16 protein-coding genes are annotated in these 18,650 nt (G+C 60.6%); 12 read left to right on the forward strand and 4 right to left on the reverse strand.

Features of this window, described 5'->3' with window-relative positions:
* Positions 1-52 precede the first annotated feature (52 nt).
* From NTD84_RS03900 to flgE, 6 genes are all read left to right on the forward strand, one after another.
* A complete protein-coding gene (locus tag NTD84_RS03900) occupies positions 53-985 on the forward strand; it encodes a chemotaxis protein CheV (protein ID WP_262163697.1) in 933 nt (310 codons plus the stop codon).
* 46 nt (positions 986-1,031) lie between these two features.
* A complete protein-coding gene (cheR, locus tag NTD84_RS03905) occupies positions 1,032-1,859 on the forward strand; it encodes a protein-glutamate O-methyltransferase CheR (RefSeq protein ID WP_262163698.1) in 828 nt (275 codons plus the stop codon).
* A 271-nt stretch (positions 1,860-2,130) separates the two neighbouring features.
* Entirely contained in the window at positions 2,131-2,538 is a 408-nt protein-coding gene (flgB, locus tag NTD84_RS03910; protein ID WP_262163699.1) for a flagellar basal body rod protein FlgB, read from the forward strand.
* A 3-nt stretch (positions 2,539-2,541) separates the two neighbouring features.
* Complete coding sequence (gene flgC / locus NTD84_RS03915) at positions 2,542-2,985, forward strand: flagellar basal body rod protein FlgC (protein ID WP_262163700.1); 444 nt, start codon at positions 2,542-2,544, stop codon at positions 2,983-2,985.
* Positions 2,986-3,000: 15 nt separating this feature from the next.
* Complete coding sequence (gene flgD / locus NTD84_RS03920) at positions 3,001-3,723, forward strand: flagellar hook assembly protein FlgD (protein ID WP_262163701.1); 723 nt, start codon at positions 3,001-3,003, stop codon at positions 3,721-3,723.
* Positions 3,724-3,754: 31 nt separating this feature from the next.
* Positions 3,755-5,095, forward strand: a complete 1,341-nt coding sequence (gene flgE, locus NTD84_RS03925; protein ID WP_262163702.1) for a flagellar hook protein FlgE — start codon at positions 3,755-3,757, stop codon at positions 5,093-5,095.
* A gap of 414 nt (positions 5,096-5,509) precedes the next feature.
* Here the strand turns inward: flgE and NTD84_RS03930 are convergent, their stop codons facing one another.
* A complete protein-coding gene (locus tag NTD84_RS03930; protein WP_262163703.1) occupies positions 5,510-8,404 on the reverse strand; it encodes a ribonucleoside-diphosphate reductase subunit alpha in 2,895 nt (964 codons plus the stop codon).
* A gap of 736 nt (positions 8,405-9,140) precedes the next feature.
* Between NTD84_RS03930 and NTD84_RS03935 the strand changes: the two genes are divergently transcribed.
* A complete protein-coding gene (locus tag NTD84_RS03935; RefSeq protein ID WP_262163704.1) occupies positions 9,141-9,863 on the forward strand; it encodes a response regulator in 723 nt (240 codons plus the stop codon).
* Positions 9,860-11,470: an ATP-binding protein gene (locus NTD84_RS03940; RefSeq protein WP_262163705.1), complete on the forward strand. Its 1,611-nt coding sequence runs from the start codon at positions 9,860-9,862 to the stop codon at positions 11,468-11,470. The genes NTD84_RS03935 and NTD84_RS03940 overlap by 4 nt, the downstream gene beginning before the upstream one ends.
* A 115-nt stretch (positions 11,471-11,585) precedes the next feature.
* Here the strand turns inward: NTD84_RS03940 and NTD84_RS03945 are convergent, their stop codons facing one another.
* On the reverse strand, positions 11,586-12,311 hold the full coding sequence (locus NTD84_RS03945) for a 4'-phosphopantetheinyl transferase (protein WP_262163706.1): 726 nt from the start codon (positions 12,309-12,311) through the stop codon (positions 11,586-11,588).
* Between the two features lie 161 nt (positions 12,312-12,472).
* Positions 12,473-13,264: a dienelactone hydrolase family protein gene (locus NTD84_RS03950; protein WP_262163707.1), complete on the reverse strand. Its 792-nt coding sequence runs from the start codon at positions 13,262-13,264 to the stop codon at positions 12,473-12,475.
* A gap of 141 nt (positions 13,265-13,405) precedes the next feature.
* Between NTD84_RS03950 and NTD84_RS03955 the strand changes: the two genes are divergently transcribed.
* From NTD84_RS03955 to NTD84_RS03965, 3 genes are read left to right on the forward strand one after another with little or no spacing between them, the layout of a single operon-like run.
* Positions 13,406-13,708, forward strand: a complete 303-nt coding sequence (locus tag NTD84_RS03955; RefSeq protein WP_262163708.1) for a hypothetical protein — start codon at positions 13,406-13,408, stop codon at positions 13,706-13,708.
* 42 nt (positions 13,709-13,750) lie between these two features.
* The gene (locus NTD84_RS03960) at positions 13,751-14,428 is read left to right on the forward strand and encodes a response regulator (protein ID WP_054054836.1); all 678 of its coding nucleotides are present in this window, start codon (positions 13,751-13,753) and stop codon (positions 14,426-14,428) included.
* A complete protein-coding gene (locus tag NTD84_RS03965; RefSeq protein WP_262163709.1) occupies positions 14,425-15,771 on the forward strand; it encodes an ATP-binding protein in 1,347 nt (448 codons plus the stop codon). Before NTD84_RS03960 ends, NTD84_RS03965 begins: the two co-directional genes overlap by 4 nt.
* A gap of 158 nt (positions 15,772-15,929) precedes the next feature.
* On the opposite strand, the gene NTD84_RS03970 is transcribed toward NTD84_RS03965, so the two are convergent.
* Entirely contained in the window at positions 15,930-16,928 is a 999-nt protein-coding gene (locus tag NTD84_RS03970) for an AraC family transcriptional regulator (RefSeq protein WP_262163710.1), read from the reverse strand.
* Positions 16,929-17,265: 337 nt separating this feature from the next.
* Here NTD84_RS03970 and NTD84_RS03975 point away from each other — a divergent pair, with 337 nt between their 5' ends.
* Positions 17,266-18,600, forward strand: coding sequence for a dicarboxylate/amino acid:cation symporter (locus NTD84_RS03975; protein ID WP_262163711.1), 1,335 nt, complete (start codon positions 17,266-17,268; stop codon positions 18,598-18,600).
* Positions 18,601-18,650 lie beyond the last annotated feature (50 nt).

The following is an 18,650-nucleotide window of genomic DNA, read 5'->3' on the forward strand; positions in this document are numbered from 1 at the left end:
TAGTGATGAATGTGCGTCGCAACACACTTAGCGTTGGTGTAGGAGTCTGGGCATGGCTGGTGTAATGGATTCGGTAAACCAGCGCACGCAACTGGTGGGGCAGAATCGCCTTGAGCTGTTGTTGTTCCGTCTCGACGGCCAGCAGCTGTATGGGATCAACGTGTTCAAGGTTCGTGAGGTGCTGCAATGCCCCAAGCTGACCCTGATGCCCAAGTCCAGTCCTGTCGTGTGCGGTGTGGCAAATATCCGGGGGGCAACCATCCCGATTCTCGATCTGGCGATGGCGACCGGGTCCGGAGCGCTCAAAGATCAAAGCAATCCCTTCGTGATCATTACGGAGTACAACACCAAGACCCAGGGTTTCCTGGTGCGCTCGGTGGAACGCATCGTCAACATGAACTGGGAAGAGATCCATCCGCCGCCCAAGGGCACCGGACGCGATCATTACCTGACGGCTGTGACTCGGGTCGACAGTCAGTTAGTCGAAATCATCGACGTCGAGAAAGTCCTGGCGGAAGTGGCGCCGACCCCGGAAGCGATTTCCGCCGGTGTGGTCGACGTCGAGACCCAGCACAAGGCCTTGTCGCTGCGGGTGCTGACGGTCGATGACTCGTCGGTGGCGCGCAAGCAGGTGACGCGTTGCCTGCAGACGGTCGGTGTCGAAGTGGTGGCGTTGAACGACGGTCGGCAAGCGCTGGATTACCTGCGCAAGCTGGTCGACGAAGGCAAGAAGCCGGAAGAAGAGTTCCTGATGATGATTTCCGACATCGAGATGCCGGAAATGGACGGATACACCCTGACGGCCGAGATCCGCAACGACCCGCGCATGCAAAAGCTTCACATCATCCTGCATACTTCGTTGTCGGGCGTATTCAATCAGGCGATGGTCAGGAAAGTCGGTGCGGATGACTTCCTGGCCAAATTTCGACCTGATGACCTGGCATCCCGGGTAGTCGACCGGATCAAAGCAGCAGACATCAGCTAGGGGCCTTCTGCCCCTGGCGGTTAACACGATTTAAGAGGCGGCATCTTTGTCTACGGGTAATTTGGATTTCGAACAGTTCCGGGTCTTCCTGGAAAAAGCCTGTGGCATTTTGCTCGGTGAAAACAAGCAGTACCTCGTCTCGAGCCGCCTCAACAAACTGATGGAGCAGCAAGGCATCAAGTCCCTGGGTGAGCTGGTCCAGCGCATCCAGACCCAACCGCGCAGCGGTTTGCGCGAATCGGTGGTCGATGCCATGACGACCAACGAAACCCTGTGGTTTCGGGACACCTATCCGTTTGAAGTGTTGAAGAACAAGGTGCTGCCCGAAGCGATCAAGGCCGCGCCCGGCCAGCGGCTGCGGATCTGGTCGGCGGCCTGCTCGTCGGGGCAGGAACCGTATTCGCTGTCGATGTCCATCGATGAGTTCGAGCGGGTCAACCTGGGCCAGTTGAAGATGGGCGTGCAGATCGTTGCCACTGACCTGTCGGGCTCCATGCTGAATAACTGCAAGACCGGCGAGTACGACAGCCTGGCAATCGGCCGCGGTCTGTCGCCCGAGCGCCTGCAGCGCTATTTCGACCCGAAGGGGCCGGGGCGTTGGGCGATCAAGGCGCCGATCAAGAGCCGGGTGGAGTTTCGCTCGTTCAACCTGCTGGACAGCTACGCGAGCCTCGGCAAGTTCGACATCGTGTTCTGCCGCAACGTGCTGATCTACTTCTCCGCCGAGGTGAAGAAAGACATTCTGTTGCGCATCCACAGCACGTTGAAGCCGGGCGGTTACCTGTTCCTCGGTGCGTCCGAAGCGCTGAACGGTTTGCCGGATCATTATCAGATGGTCCAATGCAGCCCGGGGATCATTTACCAGGCGAAGTGATCCGTTTGGCGGTATCGAAAAACGGGAGCCCTCAGGGGCTCCCGTTTTTTTATGCCTCGTTTTTTTCCTGCCCGGCACTGTCCCTGTGGGCGAATGTTTGCAGGTGGTAAAGCGGCAGAAAAGCGGCAGACGGCGGAAACCCGTTGCCGCTTTTCTGGCATTGCCGCCTTGCCCCTGTCCGCAAAGCCCCGGTTTACGGGCTTGTTTGAATTGGCACGCCGCTTGCTATGTCCATCGTACGAAAAATCAGGTCACCCGAAGGTTTCCCGACATGAGCATCAGCTTCGATAAAGCGCTCGGTATCCACGAACAAGCCCTGGGCTTCCGCGCCCAGCGTGCCGAAGTCCTGGCCAACAACATCGCCAACGCCGACACCCCGAACTACAAGGCTCGGGATCTGGACTTCTCGAAAGTGCTCGCCGAGCAAAGCGAGAAAACCAAGAACGGCACATTCGCCTTGAACATGACCAACAGCCGTCATATCGAAGCCGAAGGCCTGGGCAATGGCGACGAGTCGCTGCTTTACCGCACGCCGATGCAACCGTCGATCGACCAGAACACCGTGGACGCTCAATTGGAACAGTCGAACTACGCGGAAAACGCGGTCAACTTCCAGGCCAGCTTCACCCTGCTCAACAGCAAATTCAAAGGGCTGATCTCGGCCCTGCGTGGAGAGTAAATCATGTCGCTGTCCAGCGTTTTCAACATTGCCGGTAGCGGCATGAGTGCCCAGACCACTCGCCTCAACACCGTCGCTTCCAACATCGCCAACGCCGAAACCGTGTCGTCGAGCATCGACAAGACCTACCGCGCCCGCCACCCGGTATTCGCCACCATGTTCCAGGGCGGCCAGAGCGGCGGCAGCGATTCGCTGTTCCAGAACCAGGACGCTGCAGGCCAGGGCGTGCAGGTGCTAGGCGTGGTCGAGGACCAGAGCAACCTGGAGGCGCGCTACGAGCCGAACCATCCAGCGGCCGACGCCAAGGGCTACGTCTACTACCCGAACGTCAACGTGGTGGAAGAAATGGCCGACATGATTTCCGCGAGCCGTTCGTTCCAGACCAACGCGGAAATGATGAACACCGCCAAAACCATGATGCAGAAGGTCCTGACCCTCGGTCAGTGATAAGGGGCGACTCAGATGAGTGTTACCGATACCACCAGCAGCCTTAGCCTTAACGACATCCTGGCCAACTCTTCGATCAAGACCAACACCAGCAACGATGGGCTGGCGGCCGCGACGAACAGCGCCACCGGTAAAAAAGCCCTGGGCAAGGATGCATTCCTGCAACTGCTGGTGACCCAGCTGAAAAACCAGAACCCGCTGGAGCCCCAGGACAACGGTGCGTTCGTTGCCCAGTTGGCGCAGTTCAGCAGCCTGGAAGGCATTACCACGCTGAACGACACCGTTGCCGGCATTGCCAGCAATTACAACTCGTCCCAGGCGTTGCAGGCATCGTCACTGGTCGGTCGCTCGGTCATTGCGCCGGGTGACAAGGCCGTGGTCGACACCGCCAAGAGCTTCAACGGCAGCATCGCAGTACCTGCGTCGGCATCGCCGGTGACGCTCAAGATCACCGACGCCGACGGCAAGCTCATCCGCACCATCGACCTGGGCAGCCAGAAAGCCGGCAGCACCAGCTTCATCTGGGACGGCAAGAACGACACTGGCGAAGTGGCCCCGCCCGGCACGTATAACTTCACCGCCAGCGCGACCTACGACGGCAAGGCGACTTCGCTGGTGACGTACCTGCCGGCCACCGTCAGCAGCGTGACCATCAGCCAGACCGGCGGCGAGTTGATGCTCAACCTGGCCGGGCTCGGCAGCATCGCCCTGTCCAAAGTACAAACCATTGGTATATAGAGCCGACTAACACGGCACAAAGGAGTGGAATATGTCTTTCAATATCGGCCTTAGCGGTCTCTATGCAGCCAACAAACAACTGGACGTGACCGGCAACAACATCGCCAACGTCGCGACCACCGGTTTCAAATCGTCCCGTGCGGAATTCGAAGACGTCTACTCGGCCACCAAGCTGGGTACCGGTAGCAAGGTCGTCGGTAACGGCGTGCGCCTGGCCAACGTTTCCCAGCAGTTCACCCAGGGCGACATCAACAACACCGGCAACGTGCTGGACATGGGCATCAACGGTTCCGGTTTCTTCGTGCTGAACAACAGCGGCTCGTTGTCGTACACCCGTGCCGGCACGTTCAAGGTCGACAAGGAAGGCTACGTCACCAACACCGACGGCACCGCGCGTCTGCAAGGTTACGGCGTGGACGCCAATGGCAAGATCCAGAACGGTGTATTGACTGACCTGCGTATCGATACCTCGAACCTGGCACCCAAATCCACCAGCCTGGTTTCTTCGACGATCAACCTGAACTCGACTGCACTGGTCATCGACCAGGCGGTAGTCGCCAACAAGTTCGATCCGGCGAAGTCGGAAACCTTCACCAAGCAGTTCAGTACCCCGGTGTATGACTCTCAGGGTAACCAGCACACCATGGATCAGTTCATGGTCAAGACCGGTCCGAACACGTGGGATACGTACACCCTGATCGATGGTCGCAACCCTGACGGTTCGCCGGTCACCGGCACTGGCGCCGTTGACCCGGTGCCTTCGACCATGACCTTTGACACGTCGGGCAAGCTGGTGTCGGTCAGCACGCCTGTGGTTCCGCCGACCGTGCCGCCAACGTCGACCATCAGCAGCGATCTGAAGATCACCGACTGGACGCCGGGCACAGTGACCAATGGCGTCTGGACCGCTAACGGTGCCGCCGCCAACCCGAATGGCATCACCACTTCCATGGCCAACACCACCCAGTTCAACGCCGATACCGCGCGTTCGATTCCGACGCAGAACGGCTATGCCACTGGCGAGATCACTAACCTGACCATCGACGGCAGCGGCGTGCTGCTGGCCAACTTCAGCAACAACCAGACCAAGCCGATCGGCCAGATCTCCCTGGCCAGCTTCACCAACGAACAAGGTCTGCAGCCGGTAGGCGGCACGAGCTGGAAAGAGACTTACGCCTCGGGCATCCCGGGCTACGACGCTCCGGGAACCGGTAGCCTGGGTTCGATCCAGTCCAACTCGCTGGAAGAGTCCAACGTCAACCTGACCAACGAGCTGGTCGACCTGATCAAGGCGCAGAGCAACTACCAGGCGAACGCCAAGACCATTTCGACCCAGAGCACCATCATGCAGACCATCATTCAGATGACCTGATACGGGTAGCGCTGCACAAGGAGCCCCTCGGAAGAGGGGCTTTTTTGTGTTCGGTGTCTTGGTGAGGATGGATTGTTATGTGGTGTAAGGGCGGGCCCCTTCATCGGAGTGCGTCCAGACGCGATCTACACCCGACGCGCCGATTCCCTGTAGGAGTGAGCAAGCTCCGGGCGGCGTTCCGACGATGGTCGTCAACGATAACGCGCAAAGCCAGACAGCCCGTGGCGCACTCAGGTTTTTCGCGAGCATGCTCGCTCCTACAGGGGGGCTATGATCGTTCCCACGATTTGCAGCCCGCGAGGGCGTCTTCCCCCCCCCCCACGACATTCCTTAAGACAAAAGAAAACCCCCGACAATCCAGAGGACTGATCGGGGGTTGTCGGGCAGGCGCCTTGCGACGCCTGCCGGCTCAGCTTACTGGCAAGCTTCGCAATCCGGCTCGTCGATGGCGCAGGCCTTCGGCACTGGAGCAGGGCCGGCGGGGGCTGCCAGGACCGAATCGTCACCGTGGTTGCCACCGCTGGAAACAGCGTTCAGCTTGCCGGTGTTGATGGTCGACTTCTCGGTGCTGGTCGCGGCCAGGGCGCGGAGGTAGTAAGTGGTTTTCAGACCACGGTACCAAGCCATGCGGTAGGTCACGTCCAGCTTCTTGCCCGAGGCGCCAGCGATGTACAGGTTCAGCGACTGGGCCTGGTCGATCCACTTCTGACGACGGCTGGCCGCGTCGACGATCCACTTGGTGTCCACTTCGAACGCGGTCGCGTAGAGCTCTTTGAGTTCCTGCGGAATGCGCTCGATCTGCTGCACCGAACCGTCGTAGTACTTCAGGTCGTTGATCATGACCGAGTCCCACAGACCGCGAGCCTTGAGGTCGCGAACCAAGTACGGGTTGATCACGGTGAATTCGCCCGACAGGTTCGATTTCACGTAGAGGTTCTGGTAGGTCGGTTCGATCGACTGCGAGACGCCGGTGATGTTGGCGATGGTCGCGGTCGGTGCGATGGCCATGATGTTGGAGTTGCGAATGCCTTTCTGTACACGGGCGCGAACCGGTGCCCAGTCCAGGGATTCGTTCAGGTCAACATCAATGTACTTCTGGCCACGCTGCTCGATCAGGATCTGTTGCGAATCCAGCGGCAGGATGCCTTTGGACCACAGCGAACCCTGGAACGTCTCGTAGGCGCCGCGCTCGTCGGCCAGGTCGCAGGAAGCCTGGATCGCGTAGTAGCTGACCGCTTCCATGGACTTGTCGGCGAACTCGACGGCAGCGTCGGAACCGTAAGGAATGTGCTGCAGGTACAGCGCGTCCTGGAAGCCCATGATGCCCAGGCCGACCGGACGGTGCTTGAAGTTGGAGTTCTTCGCTTGCGGCACCGAGTAGTAGTTGATGTCGATCACGTTATCGAGCATGCGCACGGCGGTGTTCACGGTGCGCTGCAGCTTGGCGGTGTCCAGCTTGCCGTCGACGATGTGGTTCGGCAGGTTGATCGAGCCCAGGTTGCAAACGGCGATCTCGTCCTTGTTGGTGTTCAAGGTGATCTCGGTGCACAGGTTCGAGCTGTGGACCACGCCCACGTGCTGCTGCGGGCTGCGCAGGTTGCACGGGTCTTTGAAGGTCAGCCATGGGTGGCCGGTTTCAAACAGCATGGACAGCATTTTGCGCCACAGGTCTTTGGCCTGGATGGTCTTGAACAGCTTGACCTTTCCCGGGTACTCGGTCAGGGCTTCGTAGTACTCGTAACGCTCTTCGAAGGCCTTGCCGGTCAGGTCGTGCAGGTCCGGTACTTCCGACGGCGAGAACAGGGTCCATTTGCCGTCATCGAAGACGCGCTTCATGAACAGGTCAGGGATCCAGTTGGCGGTGTTCATGTCGTGGGTACGACGACGGTCATCACCGGTGTTCTTGCGCAGTTCGATGAACTCTTCGATGTCCATGTGCCAGGTTTCCAGGTAGGCACAGACCGCGCCTTTGCGCTTGCCACCCTGGTTAACGGCGACGGCGGTGTCGTTCACCACCTTCAGGAACGGCACCACGCCCTGGGATTTGCCGTTGGTGCCCTTGATGTACGAACCGAGTGCGCGAACCGGGGTCCAGTCGTTGCCCAGGCCGCCAGCGAATTTCGACAACATGGCATTGTCGTGGATCGCGTGGTAGATGCCCGACAGGTCGTCCGGCACGGTGGTCAGGTAGCAGCTGGACAGCTGTGGACGCAGGGTGCCGGCGTTGAACAGGGTCGGGGTCGACGCCATGTAGTCGAAGGACGACAGCAAGTTGTAGAACTCGATCGCACGGTCTTCTTTCTGCTTCTCTTCGATCGCCAGGCCCATGGCCACGCGCATGAAGAAGATCTGCGGCAGTTCGAAGCGGATACCGTCCTTGTGGATGAAGTAGCGGTCGTACAGGGTTTGCAGGCCCAGGTAGGTGAACTGCTGATCGCGTTCGTGGTTGATCGCCTTGCCGAGTTTTTCCAGGTCGAAGGTGGCCAGGACCGGGTTCAGCAATTCGTATTCGATACCCTTGGCGATGTAGGCCGGCAGGGCCTTGGCGTACAGGTCGACCATCTCGTGGTGGGTCGCGCTTTCGGCCACGTCGAGGAAGCTCAGGCCTTCGGCACGCAGGGTGTCCATCAGCAGGCGGGCGGTGACGAACGAGTAGTTCGGCTCACGCTCGACCAGGGTCCGGGCGGTCATCACCAGGGCGGTGTTGACGTCGGTCAGGGCCACGCCGTCGTACAGGTTTTTCAGGGTTTCGCGCTGGATCAGGTCGCCGTCGACTTCTTCCAGGCCCTCGCACGCTTCGGTGACGATGGTGTTCAGGCGACCCATGTCCAGTGGCGCAAAGGTGCCGTCGGCGCGGGTGATGCGGATCGATGGGTGGGCGTTGACGGTTTCGTCGGCCGGCGCACGCACGGCGCGTTCTTTCGAACGGGCATCACGGTAGATCACGTAGTCGCGAGCGACTTTCTGCTCGCCGGCACGCATCAGGGCCAGTTCGACCTGGTCCTGGATTTCTTCGATGTGGATGGTGCCGCCGGACGGCATGCGACGCTTGAAGGTCGCGGTGACCTGTTCGGTCAGGCGGGCAACGGTGTCATGGATTCGCGACGAAGCGGCAGCGGTGCCGCCCTCAACTGCGAGAAACGCTTTGGTGATGGCGACGGTGATCTTGTCATCGGTGTAAGCAACGACAGTGCCGTTACGCTTGATCACGCGCAGCTGGCCAGGCGCGGTGGCGGACAGATCCGAATTCGAATCAGCGGCCTGCGGCAAGGTGCCCTGCGGGTTCTCGCGAGTTGTGTCGGTTTGCATGGGGGGTTGTCTCCACATTCTCTATGTTTGTTGGGGCACCATCACGGTGCCCACCGTTCCGTCCTGAAGCACTACAACCGGCGGGTGCCGGGCATACCAACTTCGGGACAGATCAGGAAGGGGGCTATTGGGGCGCCGCTTCCATGCCGAAGTCTTGGGTCCCAGGCCTTGAGCCTGACACCGGGATCCTTTAGGGGCGCAATAGTTGACTGCAACACCCGTACCGTTAACGCCGTTCCCGGTCAAAAACAGTAGCCATCCGCACGCGCGGTTTGGTCTTTCGAAAATACGTTTGGTTCAACCGGACAGCGGCAATAAAGCGCTTGAAATCGGTGTCCGGTTTGTGTTTGGTTTTTGGCGCAAAACCCTACATGTAGGGTTTTTTTAGCGCCGGGGTACAAGATAATGCGTTTTGGAGGGTGTTGCAACGTACTACCTGTGGATAAACCTGTGCGTAAATTGTGTGTGAAAGGTGGAACAGGCGTGTAGGCCGCGACACTGCTGGACCGAGGCATTTCTCACTGATTTTCAACGGGCGAAAACAGTCGGCCGGGTTTTTAAGGGCGCGAACCCTATCACAAAAAAACGGCCTGTCCGAACGCATTTGCCGGCTTGTGTTCTCGACGGGCGACGTTTATACAATCGGCCGGTGCACAAGCATTCTTATCCTCCCCAATCATTACAAAAAGACGGGCGGATCCTTCCTTATCAGTGTTGTTGGCAAGCAGAGGTCACCGTGGAGCAAGAAGCCTGGCAGGTATTGATTGTGGAGGACGACCAGCGTCTGGCCGAGCTGACCCGCGATTACCTGGAAGCCAATGGCCTGCGCGTGTCGATCGAGGGCAATGGCGCCCTGGCCGCGGCGCGCATCCTCAAGGACAAACCGGACCTGGTGATCCTCGACCTGATGCTGCCGGGGGAAGATGGCCTGAGTATCTGCCGCAAGGTTCGTGACAAATATGACGGCCCAATCCTGATGCTCACTGCCCGCACCGACGACACCGACCAGATTCTCGGCCTTGACCTGGGTGCCGACGACTATGTGTGCAAACCGGTGCGCCCGCGCTTGCTGCTGGCGCGCATCCAGGCGCTGTTGCGGCGCAGTGAAGCGCCTGACCCGGCCCCGGAAAAACTCCGGCGCGTGCAGTTCGGCCCGTTGGTGGTCGACAACGCCTTGCGTGAGGCCTGGCTGCAGGACAACGGGATCGAATTGACCAGCGCCGAGTTCGACCTGCTGTGGCTGCTGGTGGCCAATGCCGGAAGAATCCTGTCCCGCGAAGAGATTTTTACCGCCCTGCGCGGCATCGGCTACGACGGCCAGGACCGCTCCATCGATGTGCGCATCTCGCGCATCCGGCCGAAGATCGGCGACGACCCGGACCATCCGCGGCTGATCAAGACCATCCGCAGCAAAGGCTATCTGTTCGTGCCTGAAGCCTGTGTAGACCCGGTGCCGTGAACTCGATCTTCCTGCGCATCTATGGCGGCATGTGCGCGGCGCTGATTCTGGTGGCGGTGCTCGGCGTGCTGGCCTTGCACATGCTCAATCAGGTGCGCAGCGAGCAGTACCGCGAGCGCCTGGCCCATGGCACCTTTTCGCTGATGGCCGACAACCTGCAACCGATGAACGAAAGCCAGCGTCACCGCGCCTTGCTGGTGTGGGAGCGCCTGCTCGGGATTCCGCTGGCGCTGAAGACCTTCGCCCAGACTGACCTCGACCTGACCCAGCGCACGCGCGTGCTGCGCGGCCAGGCGCTGGTGGAGCAAACCGGGCCGCATGCGGCGAAGGTCTATCGACTGGTCAGTGACAAGGAACAACTGGTGCTGACGGGCGAGGTGCAGCAGATCAGCGAGCAGTTGGCCCGGGCGACGATTTACCTGCTCGCCGACGAACTGGTGCGCGTACCTGTGGCCGACCAGCCCAAACGCCTGGCGCAGATAAAGGAAGAAAAGGGCTTCGGCTTCGATTTGCGGCTGGTCACGGTCGACGACGCCGACATGGACGAAGACCAGAGCCGCCGCGTGTCGGAAGGCGACACGGTGATGGCGCTGGGCAAGGAAGGCGATTCGATCCGGGTGTTTGCCGGCATGGTCGGCACGCCGTGGGTGCTGGAAATCGGCCCGTTGTATCAGATGAATCCTTATCCGCCGGAGTGGCTGGTGTTGATTGCGGCCCTGGGTTTGAGCCTGATCGGCTTGATCGTCTATCTGCTGGTGCGGCAACTGGAGCGTCGCTTGCGGGGGCTCGAAGCCGCCGCCACGCGCATCGCCAAAGGCAGCCTGGAAACCCGGGTTCCGGCCCGCGGCGCGGACTCGGTGGGGCGCCTGGCGTCGGCCTTCAATGGCATGGCTGAGCATCTGCAGCAATTGCTGGCGGTGCAGCGGGAACTGGTGCGCGCCGTGTCTCACGAGTTGCGCACGCCGGTGGCGCGCCTGCGGTTTGGCCTGGAGATGATCGGCTCAGCCACCACGCAGCAGGCCCTGGAGAAATATTGCGAAGGCATGGACCACGACATCGAGGACCTCGATCGGCTGGTGGACGAGATGCTCACCTACGCGCGGCTGGAGCAGGGTTCACCGGCGCTGAATTTCCAGCGCATTGACCTGGATGCGCTGGTCAACCAGGTGATCGAAGAGCTGGCGCCGCTGCGTGCCGACGTCACGGTGCAACGCGGTCTGTGCTTGTCGGCGGCGGATTGCGACGATGCGTGGGTCGAGGCTGAGCCACGTTACCTGCACCGGGCGATCCAGAACCTGGTGAGCAACGCCATGCGCCACGCGCAATCGCGGGTGACCGTCAGTTATCAGGTGGGGCAGCAGCGCTGCCGGGTCGATATCGAAGACGACGGGCCGGGCGTTCCGGAATCGGCGTGGGAGAAAATCTTTACCCCGTTCCTGCGCCTGGACGACAGCCGCACCCGCGCCTCGGGCGGGCATGGCCTGGGGTTGTCGATCGTGCGACGGATCATCCATTGGCATGACGGGCGGGCGTTGATCAGCAAGAGCAAGAGCCTGGGCGGGGCGTGTTTCAGTTTGAGCTGGCCGCGGAATCAGGAGAAGCGCTGAAATTGGCGGTGAATGGTCTGCCGCCATCGCCAGCAAGCCGGCCCCTACAGATTCACGCAGTCCTTGTAGGAGCCAGCTTGCTGGCGATGGCGTCCTCATAAACACCGCAAATTCATCAGGCCTTGATGCTGACCAGACTCAACAACTGCCCATCCTTCACTCCAAACTGCGCATCCAGTTCCGTCCCGTTGCGCCATTCCGCGGACAGATCCGTCAGCAAGCGCAGACGCACCTCGCCGCCCCCGGTCCATTCCAGCACTTCGGCATGCTCGAAATAAAAGCGCTGCCGAACGATCGGGTACAGCGCCTTGAACAGGCTTTCCTTCACCGAAAACGTCAGGGTCACCCATAACGCCAATTGATCGCGAGGGCCGGCGGCCATGCGCTGCAGTTCGGGTGGTGTGAGAATTTCCCCGGCCAGGCGTTCGGCCCGTTCCGGGTTGAGCAGGTTTTCCAGGTCCATGCCCAAACCGCGCCAATGGCGTTTCTGCGCGACAATCGCCGCCGCGCGGCCGGTACTGTGGGTGATCGAGCCGCTGATGTGCGTCGGCCACACCGGCGCCCGGTCTTCGCCGATGGCCGGGACAGTGGTCAGTCCTTCCAGTTGCTGCAAGGCCGCTCGCGCGCAAATCCGCCCGGCGAGAAACTCGGCCTGACGCTTGGCGACCGAACGCTGAATGCTGGCGGGTGGCTCGATGGCGCTGCGCTGGAAATCATCGCTGGCCAATTGCGAGGTGTCGAAGTGCGTGCTCAGCAGCACCGTATCGGGTAGCACAAACGGCAGCGGCCAATGCGCGTCGAGCGGGGTGCAGCAGGCGGGCAGGGCGGGGAGGGGATTCATGTCGGGCATTTTGCCGGGTTGGCTTGAGGCTGGGTAGTCCTGACGTTAGACCGCGGCGCTGCATTCGCGAGCAAGCCCGCTCCCACAGAAGGTTTGCGTTGGATACAAATCACCTGTGGGAGCGGGCTTGCTCTCGATAGGCCACCCCGCGATCTAGCTGACTAACTGAAAATCTTCTTGAAAAACGCCTGCATATCCGCCCACGACTGTTCATCCGCCGCTTTGTTGTAACCAATATCCGGCCCGCCATGGTCACCATGGCTCAACCGGTCCGCGTCGGGATTACTGAAGCCATGCTTGGCACCCTCAAGGCTGACGAACTGATAGTCGGCCCCGGCCTTGTCCATTTCAGTCTTGAACGCCGTCACGTTGTCCGCCGTCACCATGCTGTCCAGCGCGCCATGTTCAACGAGAACTTTCGCCTTCACGCTGCCCGGGGTCGCCGGTGTTGTGGTCGCCAGCGCCCCGTGGAAACTCACCACGCCCGCCAACGGCACGCCCTGTCGCGCGGCATTCAACACAACGGCGCCGCCGAAGCAATAACCGATGGCCGCCAGCTTGTTCGGGTCCGTTTGCGCCTGTTTCTTCAACAGATCAAGCCCCGCCTGGAAGCGCGCGCTCGACGCCGCGCTGTCTTTCAGGGCAGCCTGCATGAAGGTCATGGCGTCCTTGGGGTGCTCGGTATTCTTGCCGTCGCCATACATGTCGATGGCCAGCGCGCTGTAGCCCAGACCGGCCAGATCACGGGCGCGGCGTTTGGTGTAGTCGTTGAGCCCCCACCATTCGTGCACCACCACGACGCCCGGGCGTGGCCCTTTGATCGCATCGTCGTAGGCGTAATAGCCGATCAGTTTCGTCCCGTCGGCACTTTGATAGGGAATTTCCTGGGTCTTGATGGCGGCCTGGCTCAGCCCGCTCAGGGCCAGCAAAAGGACAGCGAGGAATAGGCGCATGGTCGGATCTCCTGATGAAAGTTCAAAACAGCCTAGTCGATTTGATTCAGCTCCGGTTCAGCCTGCGTTCAGGGGGAGTTCAGGGGCTGATGGGTAATGTAGCGCCGTACCCCGAAGCATCTGCGCATGAGGAAATCCCTAATGACTGGCTTTAAAAACCTGATTCTGGCGTTCACCGTTTTGAGTGCAAGCACCGCGGCGTTGGCTTCCGACGATGTTTTTGCCAGTCTCGCGCTTGGAAAGCCCGGCGAACGGGTCAAGAAGTCCCTGACTTTGAACCGCTTCAGCGCCGTCAGCACTGTCGATCACAGCGCCTGGGGCGCACATTTGAGCCAGCCAAGCCACCAGGCAGATTATTGCACCGGCTATGCCAACGTGTCGGTCTCGCACAATGGCATTAAACTTCGCCAGGAAGACATCATGGGCCGCTATGATCTGTCCTGACCAACGGATGGCCACACGGATTGATTTGCCTCGGAGAGCGTTATGAAATTGCTGGTCGTCGAAGATGAAGCGCTGTTGCGCCATCACCTGCAAACCCGCCTGACAGATAGCGGCCACGTGGTCGAGTCCGTGGCCAACGCCGAAGAGGCGCTGTACCAGACCGAGCAGTTCAATCATGACCTGGCGGTGATCGACCTTGGCTTGCCGGGCATGGGCGGGCTTGACCTGATTCGTCAGCTGCGCTCGCGGGGCAAGACCTTTCCGATCCTGATCCTCACCGCGCGCGGCAATTGGCAGGACAAGGTCGAAGGCCTGGCTGCCGGTGCCGACGACTACGTGGTCAAGCCGTTCCAGTTCGAAGAGCTGGATGCGCGGCTGAACGCGTTGCTGCGGCGTTCCAGCGGCTTCACCCAGTCGACCATCGTCGCCGGGCCGCTGTTGCTCGACCTCAATCGCAAACAGGCGTCCCTCGACGACCAGCCGCTGGCGCTGACCGCGTACGAGTACCGGATCCTCGAGTACCTGATGCGTCATCACCAGCAAGTGGTGGCCAAGGACCGCTTGATGGAGCAACTTTATCCGGACGACGACGAGCGCGATCCGAACGTGATCGAAGTGCTGGTCGGCCGTCTGCGCCGCAAACTCGAAGGCCCGGCGGGGTTCAAGCCGATCGACACCGTGCGCGGCCTCGGCTACCTGTTCAATGAGCGCTGCACTTGATTCGTTCCCTTCGCGTCCGCTTGATGCTCGCCGCCACCCTCCTGGCGGTGTTGTTCATGCTGGCGCTGTTGCCGGCAATGCAAGGCGCATTCAGCCTTGCGTTGCAGGATTCCATCGAGCAGCGCCTGGCGTCGGACGTCACCACGCTGATCTCCGCTGCCCGGGTCGAGGGCAACCGCTTGCAAATGCCGACGCAGTTGCCCGACGAGCGCTTCAACCTCACCGACAGCCGTCTGCTCGGCTACATCTATGACCGCGAGGGCCATCTGGTCTGGCGCTCGAAAGGCACCAGCGAAGAGCACATCAATTACAAGCCGCGTTACGACGGGCGCGGCAACGAGTTTGCCCGCATCAGCGAAGCCAACGGCCAGGAGTTCTTCGTCTATGACGTCGAAGTCAAGCTGCTCGGTGGCAAAAGCGCGGCGTTCAGCATCGTCGCCCTGCAACCGGTGCGCGAGTACGAAGTCACCCTGGAAGGCCTGCGGGAGAACCTCTATCTCGGCTTCGGCGCTGCGTTGCTGGTGCTGCTGGCGTTGCTGTGGATCGGGCTGACCTGGGGCTTGCAGGCGTTGCGCCGACTGAGCCAGGAACTCGATGAAATCGAAAGTGGCACCCGCGAAAGCCTAAGCGAGCAGCATCCGCGCGAATTGCTGCGCCTGACCGGCTCCCTCAACCGTCTGCTGCACAGCGAGCGTGAACAGCGCAGCCGGTATCGCGATTCTCTTGACGACCTGGCCCACAGCCTGAAAACCCCGCTGACCGTGTTGCAAGGCGTCAGCGAAGACATGGCGCAGCGGCCGGAGAATCGCGACCAGGCCAGGGTGCTGCAAACCCAGATCGAACGCATGAGCCAGCAGATCAGCTATCAGTTGCAGCGCGCCAGCCTGCGCAAAAGCGGCCTGGTGCGCCATCAGGTGCGGCTGCGGCCGGTGCTGCAAAGCCTCTGCGACACGCTGGACAAGGTCTACCGCGACAAGCGCGTGCGGGTGGCCTTCGACTTGCCGGAGCAATGTTACGTGCCGATCGAGCAGGGTGCCTTGCTGGAAATGATGGGTAACCTGCTGGAGAACGCCTATCGCCTGTGCCTCGGCGAAGTGCGTATCAGCGTGCGCGAGACCCTTAGCGGTACTGAATTGTGCGTCGAAGATGACGGCCCGGGCGTACCGCCGGATCAGCGTGCGCGGATATTGCAGCGCGGCGAACGGCTGGACCGCCAGCATCCGGGGCAGGGGATCGGCCTGGCGGTGGTCAAGGACATCATCGAGAGTTACAACGCCACGTTGACCCTGGGCGACTCACCGATGGGCGGCGCGGCGTTCCGCATTCATTTTCCAGTGGTTTGACCTGAATTTTTTAGCATTCTTTCGGGCCTCTTCGCGGGCAAGCCCGCTCCCACAGGGATTAGCGTCGTTCACAAATTGGATATTCAACCTCACAACCTGTGGGAGCGGGCTTGCTCGCGAAGAGGCCCGCATATCCATCCAAAAGCTGGCCGTGAAACTCAGTTCTCCTGAGCGCGATAGGCGCCAGGTGTCAGCCCGGTCCACTTCTTGAACGCCCGGTGAAACGCCGAGGGTTCGGAAAATCCCAGCTGTTCGGCAATCTGTTGCAACGACAGATCCGCCCGCCCCAAGTGATAAATCGCAATGTCCCGGCGTAACTGATCCTTCAACTCTTGAAAGCTTGAACCCTCTTCACGCAAGTGCCGGCGCAGTGTTTGCGGGCTGACATGCAGGTGCGCGGCCACCGCTTCCAGGTCAGGCCAGCGTGCACTGTCGCGGCTGAGCAAACGGCGCAACTGACTGCTCAGGCTGTCGCCATCGTCCGGACGCGACAGCAGGTCGGCGGGCGAGCGTTCAAGGAAATGCTTGAGCGTGCGCTCGTCCTGCAATAACGGCATGGCCAGGTAGCGACTGTGAAACAGCAGGCTGCTCTGCGGCGCGGAAAACGCCATCGGGCAGGGGAACAGCAAATCATATTCGGCGCCGTGCAACGGCTTCGGGTAGCTGAACGTGGCCTGCTCCAGGCGGATGCGCTGCCCGATCAGCCAACTGCCGAGTCGATGCCAGACCATCAACTGGCTTTCGGTGAGGAAATGGTCCGGGTCGCGGAACTGCGAATCGTCGAGGCTCAGGCGGATCATTTCGCCTTCGCGGCTCAGGGTCAGACGCGGACCTTCGGGGAATAGGCTATAAAACAATAAGCCGCGATGCAGTGCCTTATCGAGGTTGCGGCAGTGAATCACGGCATGGCACATCATCGCGAAGCTCCCGGTTTTGCTCGGGACCGGTCCGAAGCCGAGGTATTCGTCGTCGAGTGCCAGCCACAAACCCTGGATCAACCGGGTGAACTGCTCAGGGGCGATTCGCGCCCGCGGTTCATCGAGTAACTCCGGGCTGATGGCGAGTTGTTGCAACAGGTGTGAACAGTCATGCCCGAGGCGGCGTGCGCCACCCAGGGCGGCACGGGCGAAGTGACTGGCGATGGTGCGTTCGCGCATAACAGGCAAGTCCGTCATTGAACGACGGATGGTAGGCACGCCGGCTGACGATGAACAAGGCGGATATCCGCCAAATGGCAGGACGAGGTTTGGCGGATAGGCGGAAATCCGCCATTTTTTTGTAACGCGTTTATGGCACGTTGCACCTGCAACCCCTGATGTCAAAAGGCTTGCAGGTGTTTTGGCAAAGGTGGCACGCCACTTGCGATACATCGGGCAGATGCCTGCCGTCGCGCAGCTCGAAAAAACAAATCCCTCCAGTGCAGGAGGGTTCGCAATTCAGGTGTCGTGGACAACAGGTGGATGTTGTCACCGCGCACTCTTGAGGAACTTTGCAATGACGACTCGTCAGCCACTGTACAAATCCCTGTATGCCCAGGTGATCGTTGCCATCGTTATCGGCATTCTGCTCGGTCACTACTACCCGCAGCTCGGTGTGGCGGTCAAGCCACTGGGTGACGGGTTCATCAAACTGATCAAAATGGTCATCGCCCCGATCATCTTCTGCACCGTCGTCAGCGGTATCGCTGGCATGCAGAACATGAAGTCGGTGGGCAAGACCGGCGGCTACGCGCTGCTGTACTTCGAAATCGTTTCGACCATCGCACTGCTGGTCGGCCTGGTGGTGGTCAACATCGTCCAGCCGGGCAACGGCATGCACATCGACGTGGCTACGCTGGACGCGTCCAAGGTGGCTCAATACGTTTCGGCCGGTGCTGATCAAAGCGTCGTCGGCTTCCTGTTGAACGTGATCCCGGCGACCATCGTTGGCGCATTCGCCACCGGCGATATCCTGCAAGTGCTGATGTTTTCGGTGATCTTCGGTTTCGCCCTGCATCGCCTGGGTGCCTACGGCAAGCCGATCCTGGACTTCATCGATCGCTTCGCCCACGTGATGTTCAACATCATCAACATGATCATGAAGCTTGCGCCGATCGGTGCCTTCGGTGCCATGGCCTTCACCATCGGTGCCTACGGTGTCGGTTCGCTGGTGCAACTGGGTCAGTTGATGGCCTGCTTCTACATCACCTGCCTGCTGTTCATCCTGATCGTGCTGGGCGGTATCGCTCGCGCCCACGGCTTCAGCGTATTGAAACTGATCCGCTACATCCGTGAAGAACTGCTGATCGTGCTGGGTACTTCTTCTTCGGAATCGGTATTGCCTCGCATGCTGATCAAGATGGAGCGTCTGGGCGCGAAGAAATCCGTGGTGGGTCTGGTGATCCCGACCGGTTACTCGTTCAACCTCGACGGTACCGCCATCTACCTGACCATGGCGGCCGTGTTCATCGCGCAAGCGACTGACACCCACATGGACATTACGCACCAGATCACCCTGTTGGTGGTGTTGCTGCTGTCGTCGAAAGGCGCGGCTGGCGTGACCGGCAGTGGCTTCATCGTGTTGGCCGCCACCCTGTCTGCCGTAGGCCACCTGCCGGTTGCCGGCCTGGCGCTGATCCTCGGTATCGACCGCTTCATGTCCGAAGCCCGTGCCCTGACCAACCTGGTCGGTAATGCCGTTGCCACCATCGTTGTGGCCAAGTGGGTCAAGGAACTGGACATCGACGTGCTGCAATCCGAGCTGGCCTCGGGCGGTCGCGGTATCTCCGACGTACGTGTCGAAGACGACCTGGGTGTGGCCGAAGGCCCAACCCCGACCAGCGTCAAGTAACACACGCTGCACCCTGAAAAAACCCGCTTCGGCGGGTTTTTTCATGGCTG

Source organism: Pseudomonas sp. 14P_8.1_Bac3, from assembly GCF_025466085.1.
In the GTDB taxonomy this organism is placed as follows: Bacteria; Pseudomonadota; Gammaproteobacteria; order Pseudomonadales; family Pseudomonadaceae; genus Aquipseudomonas.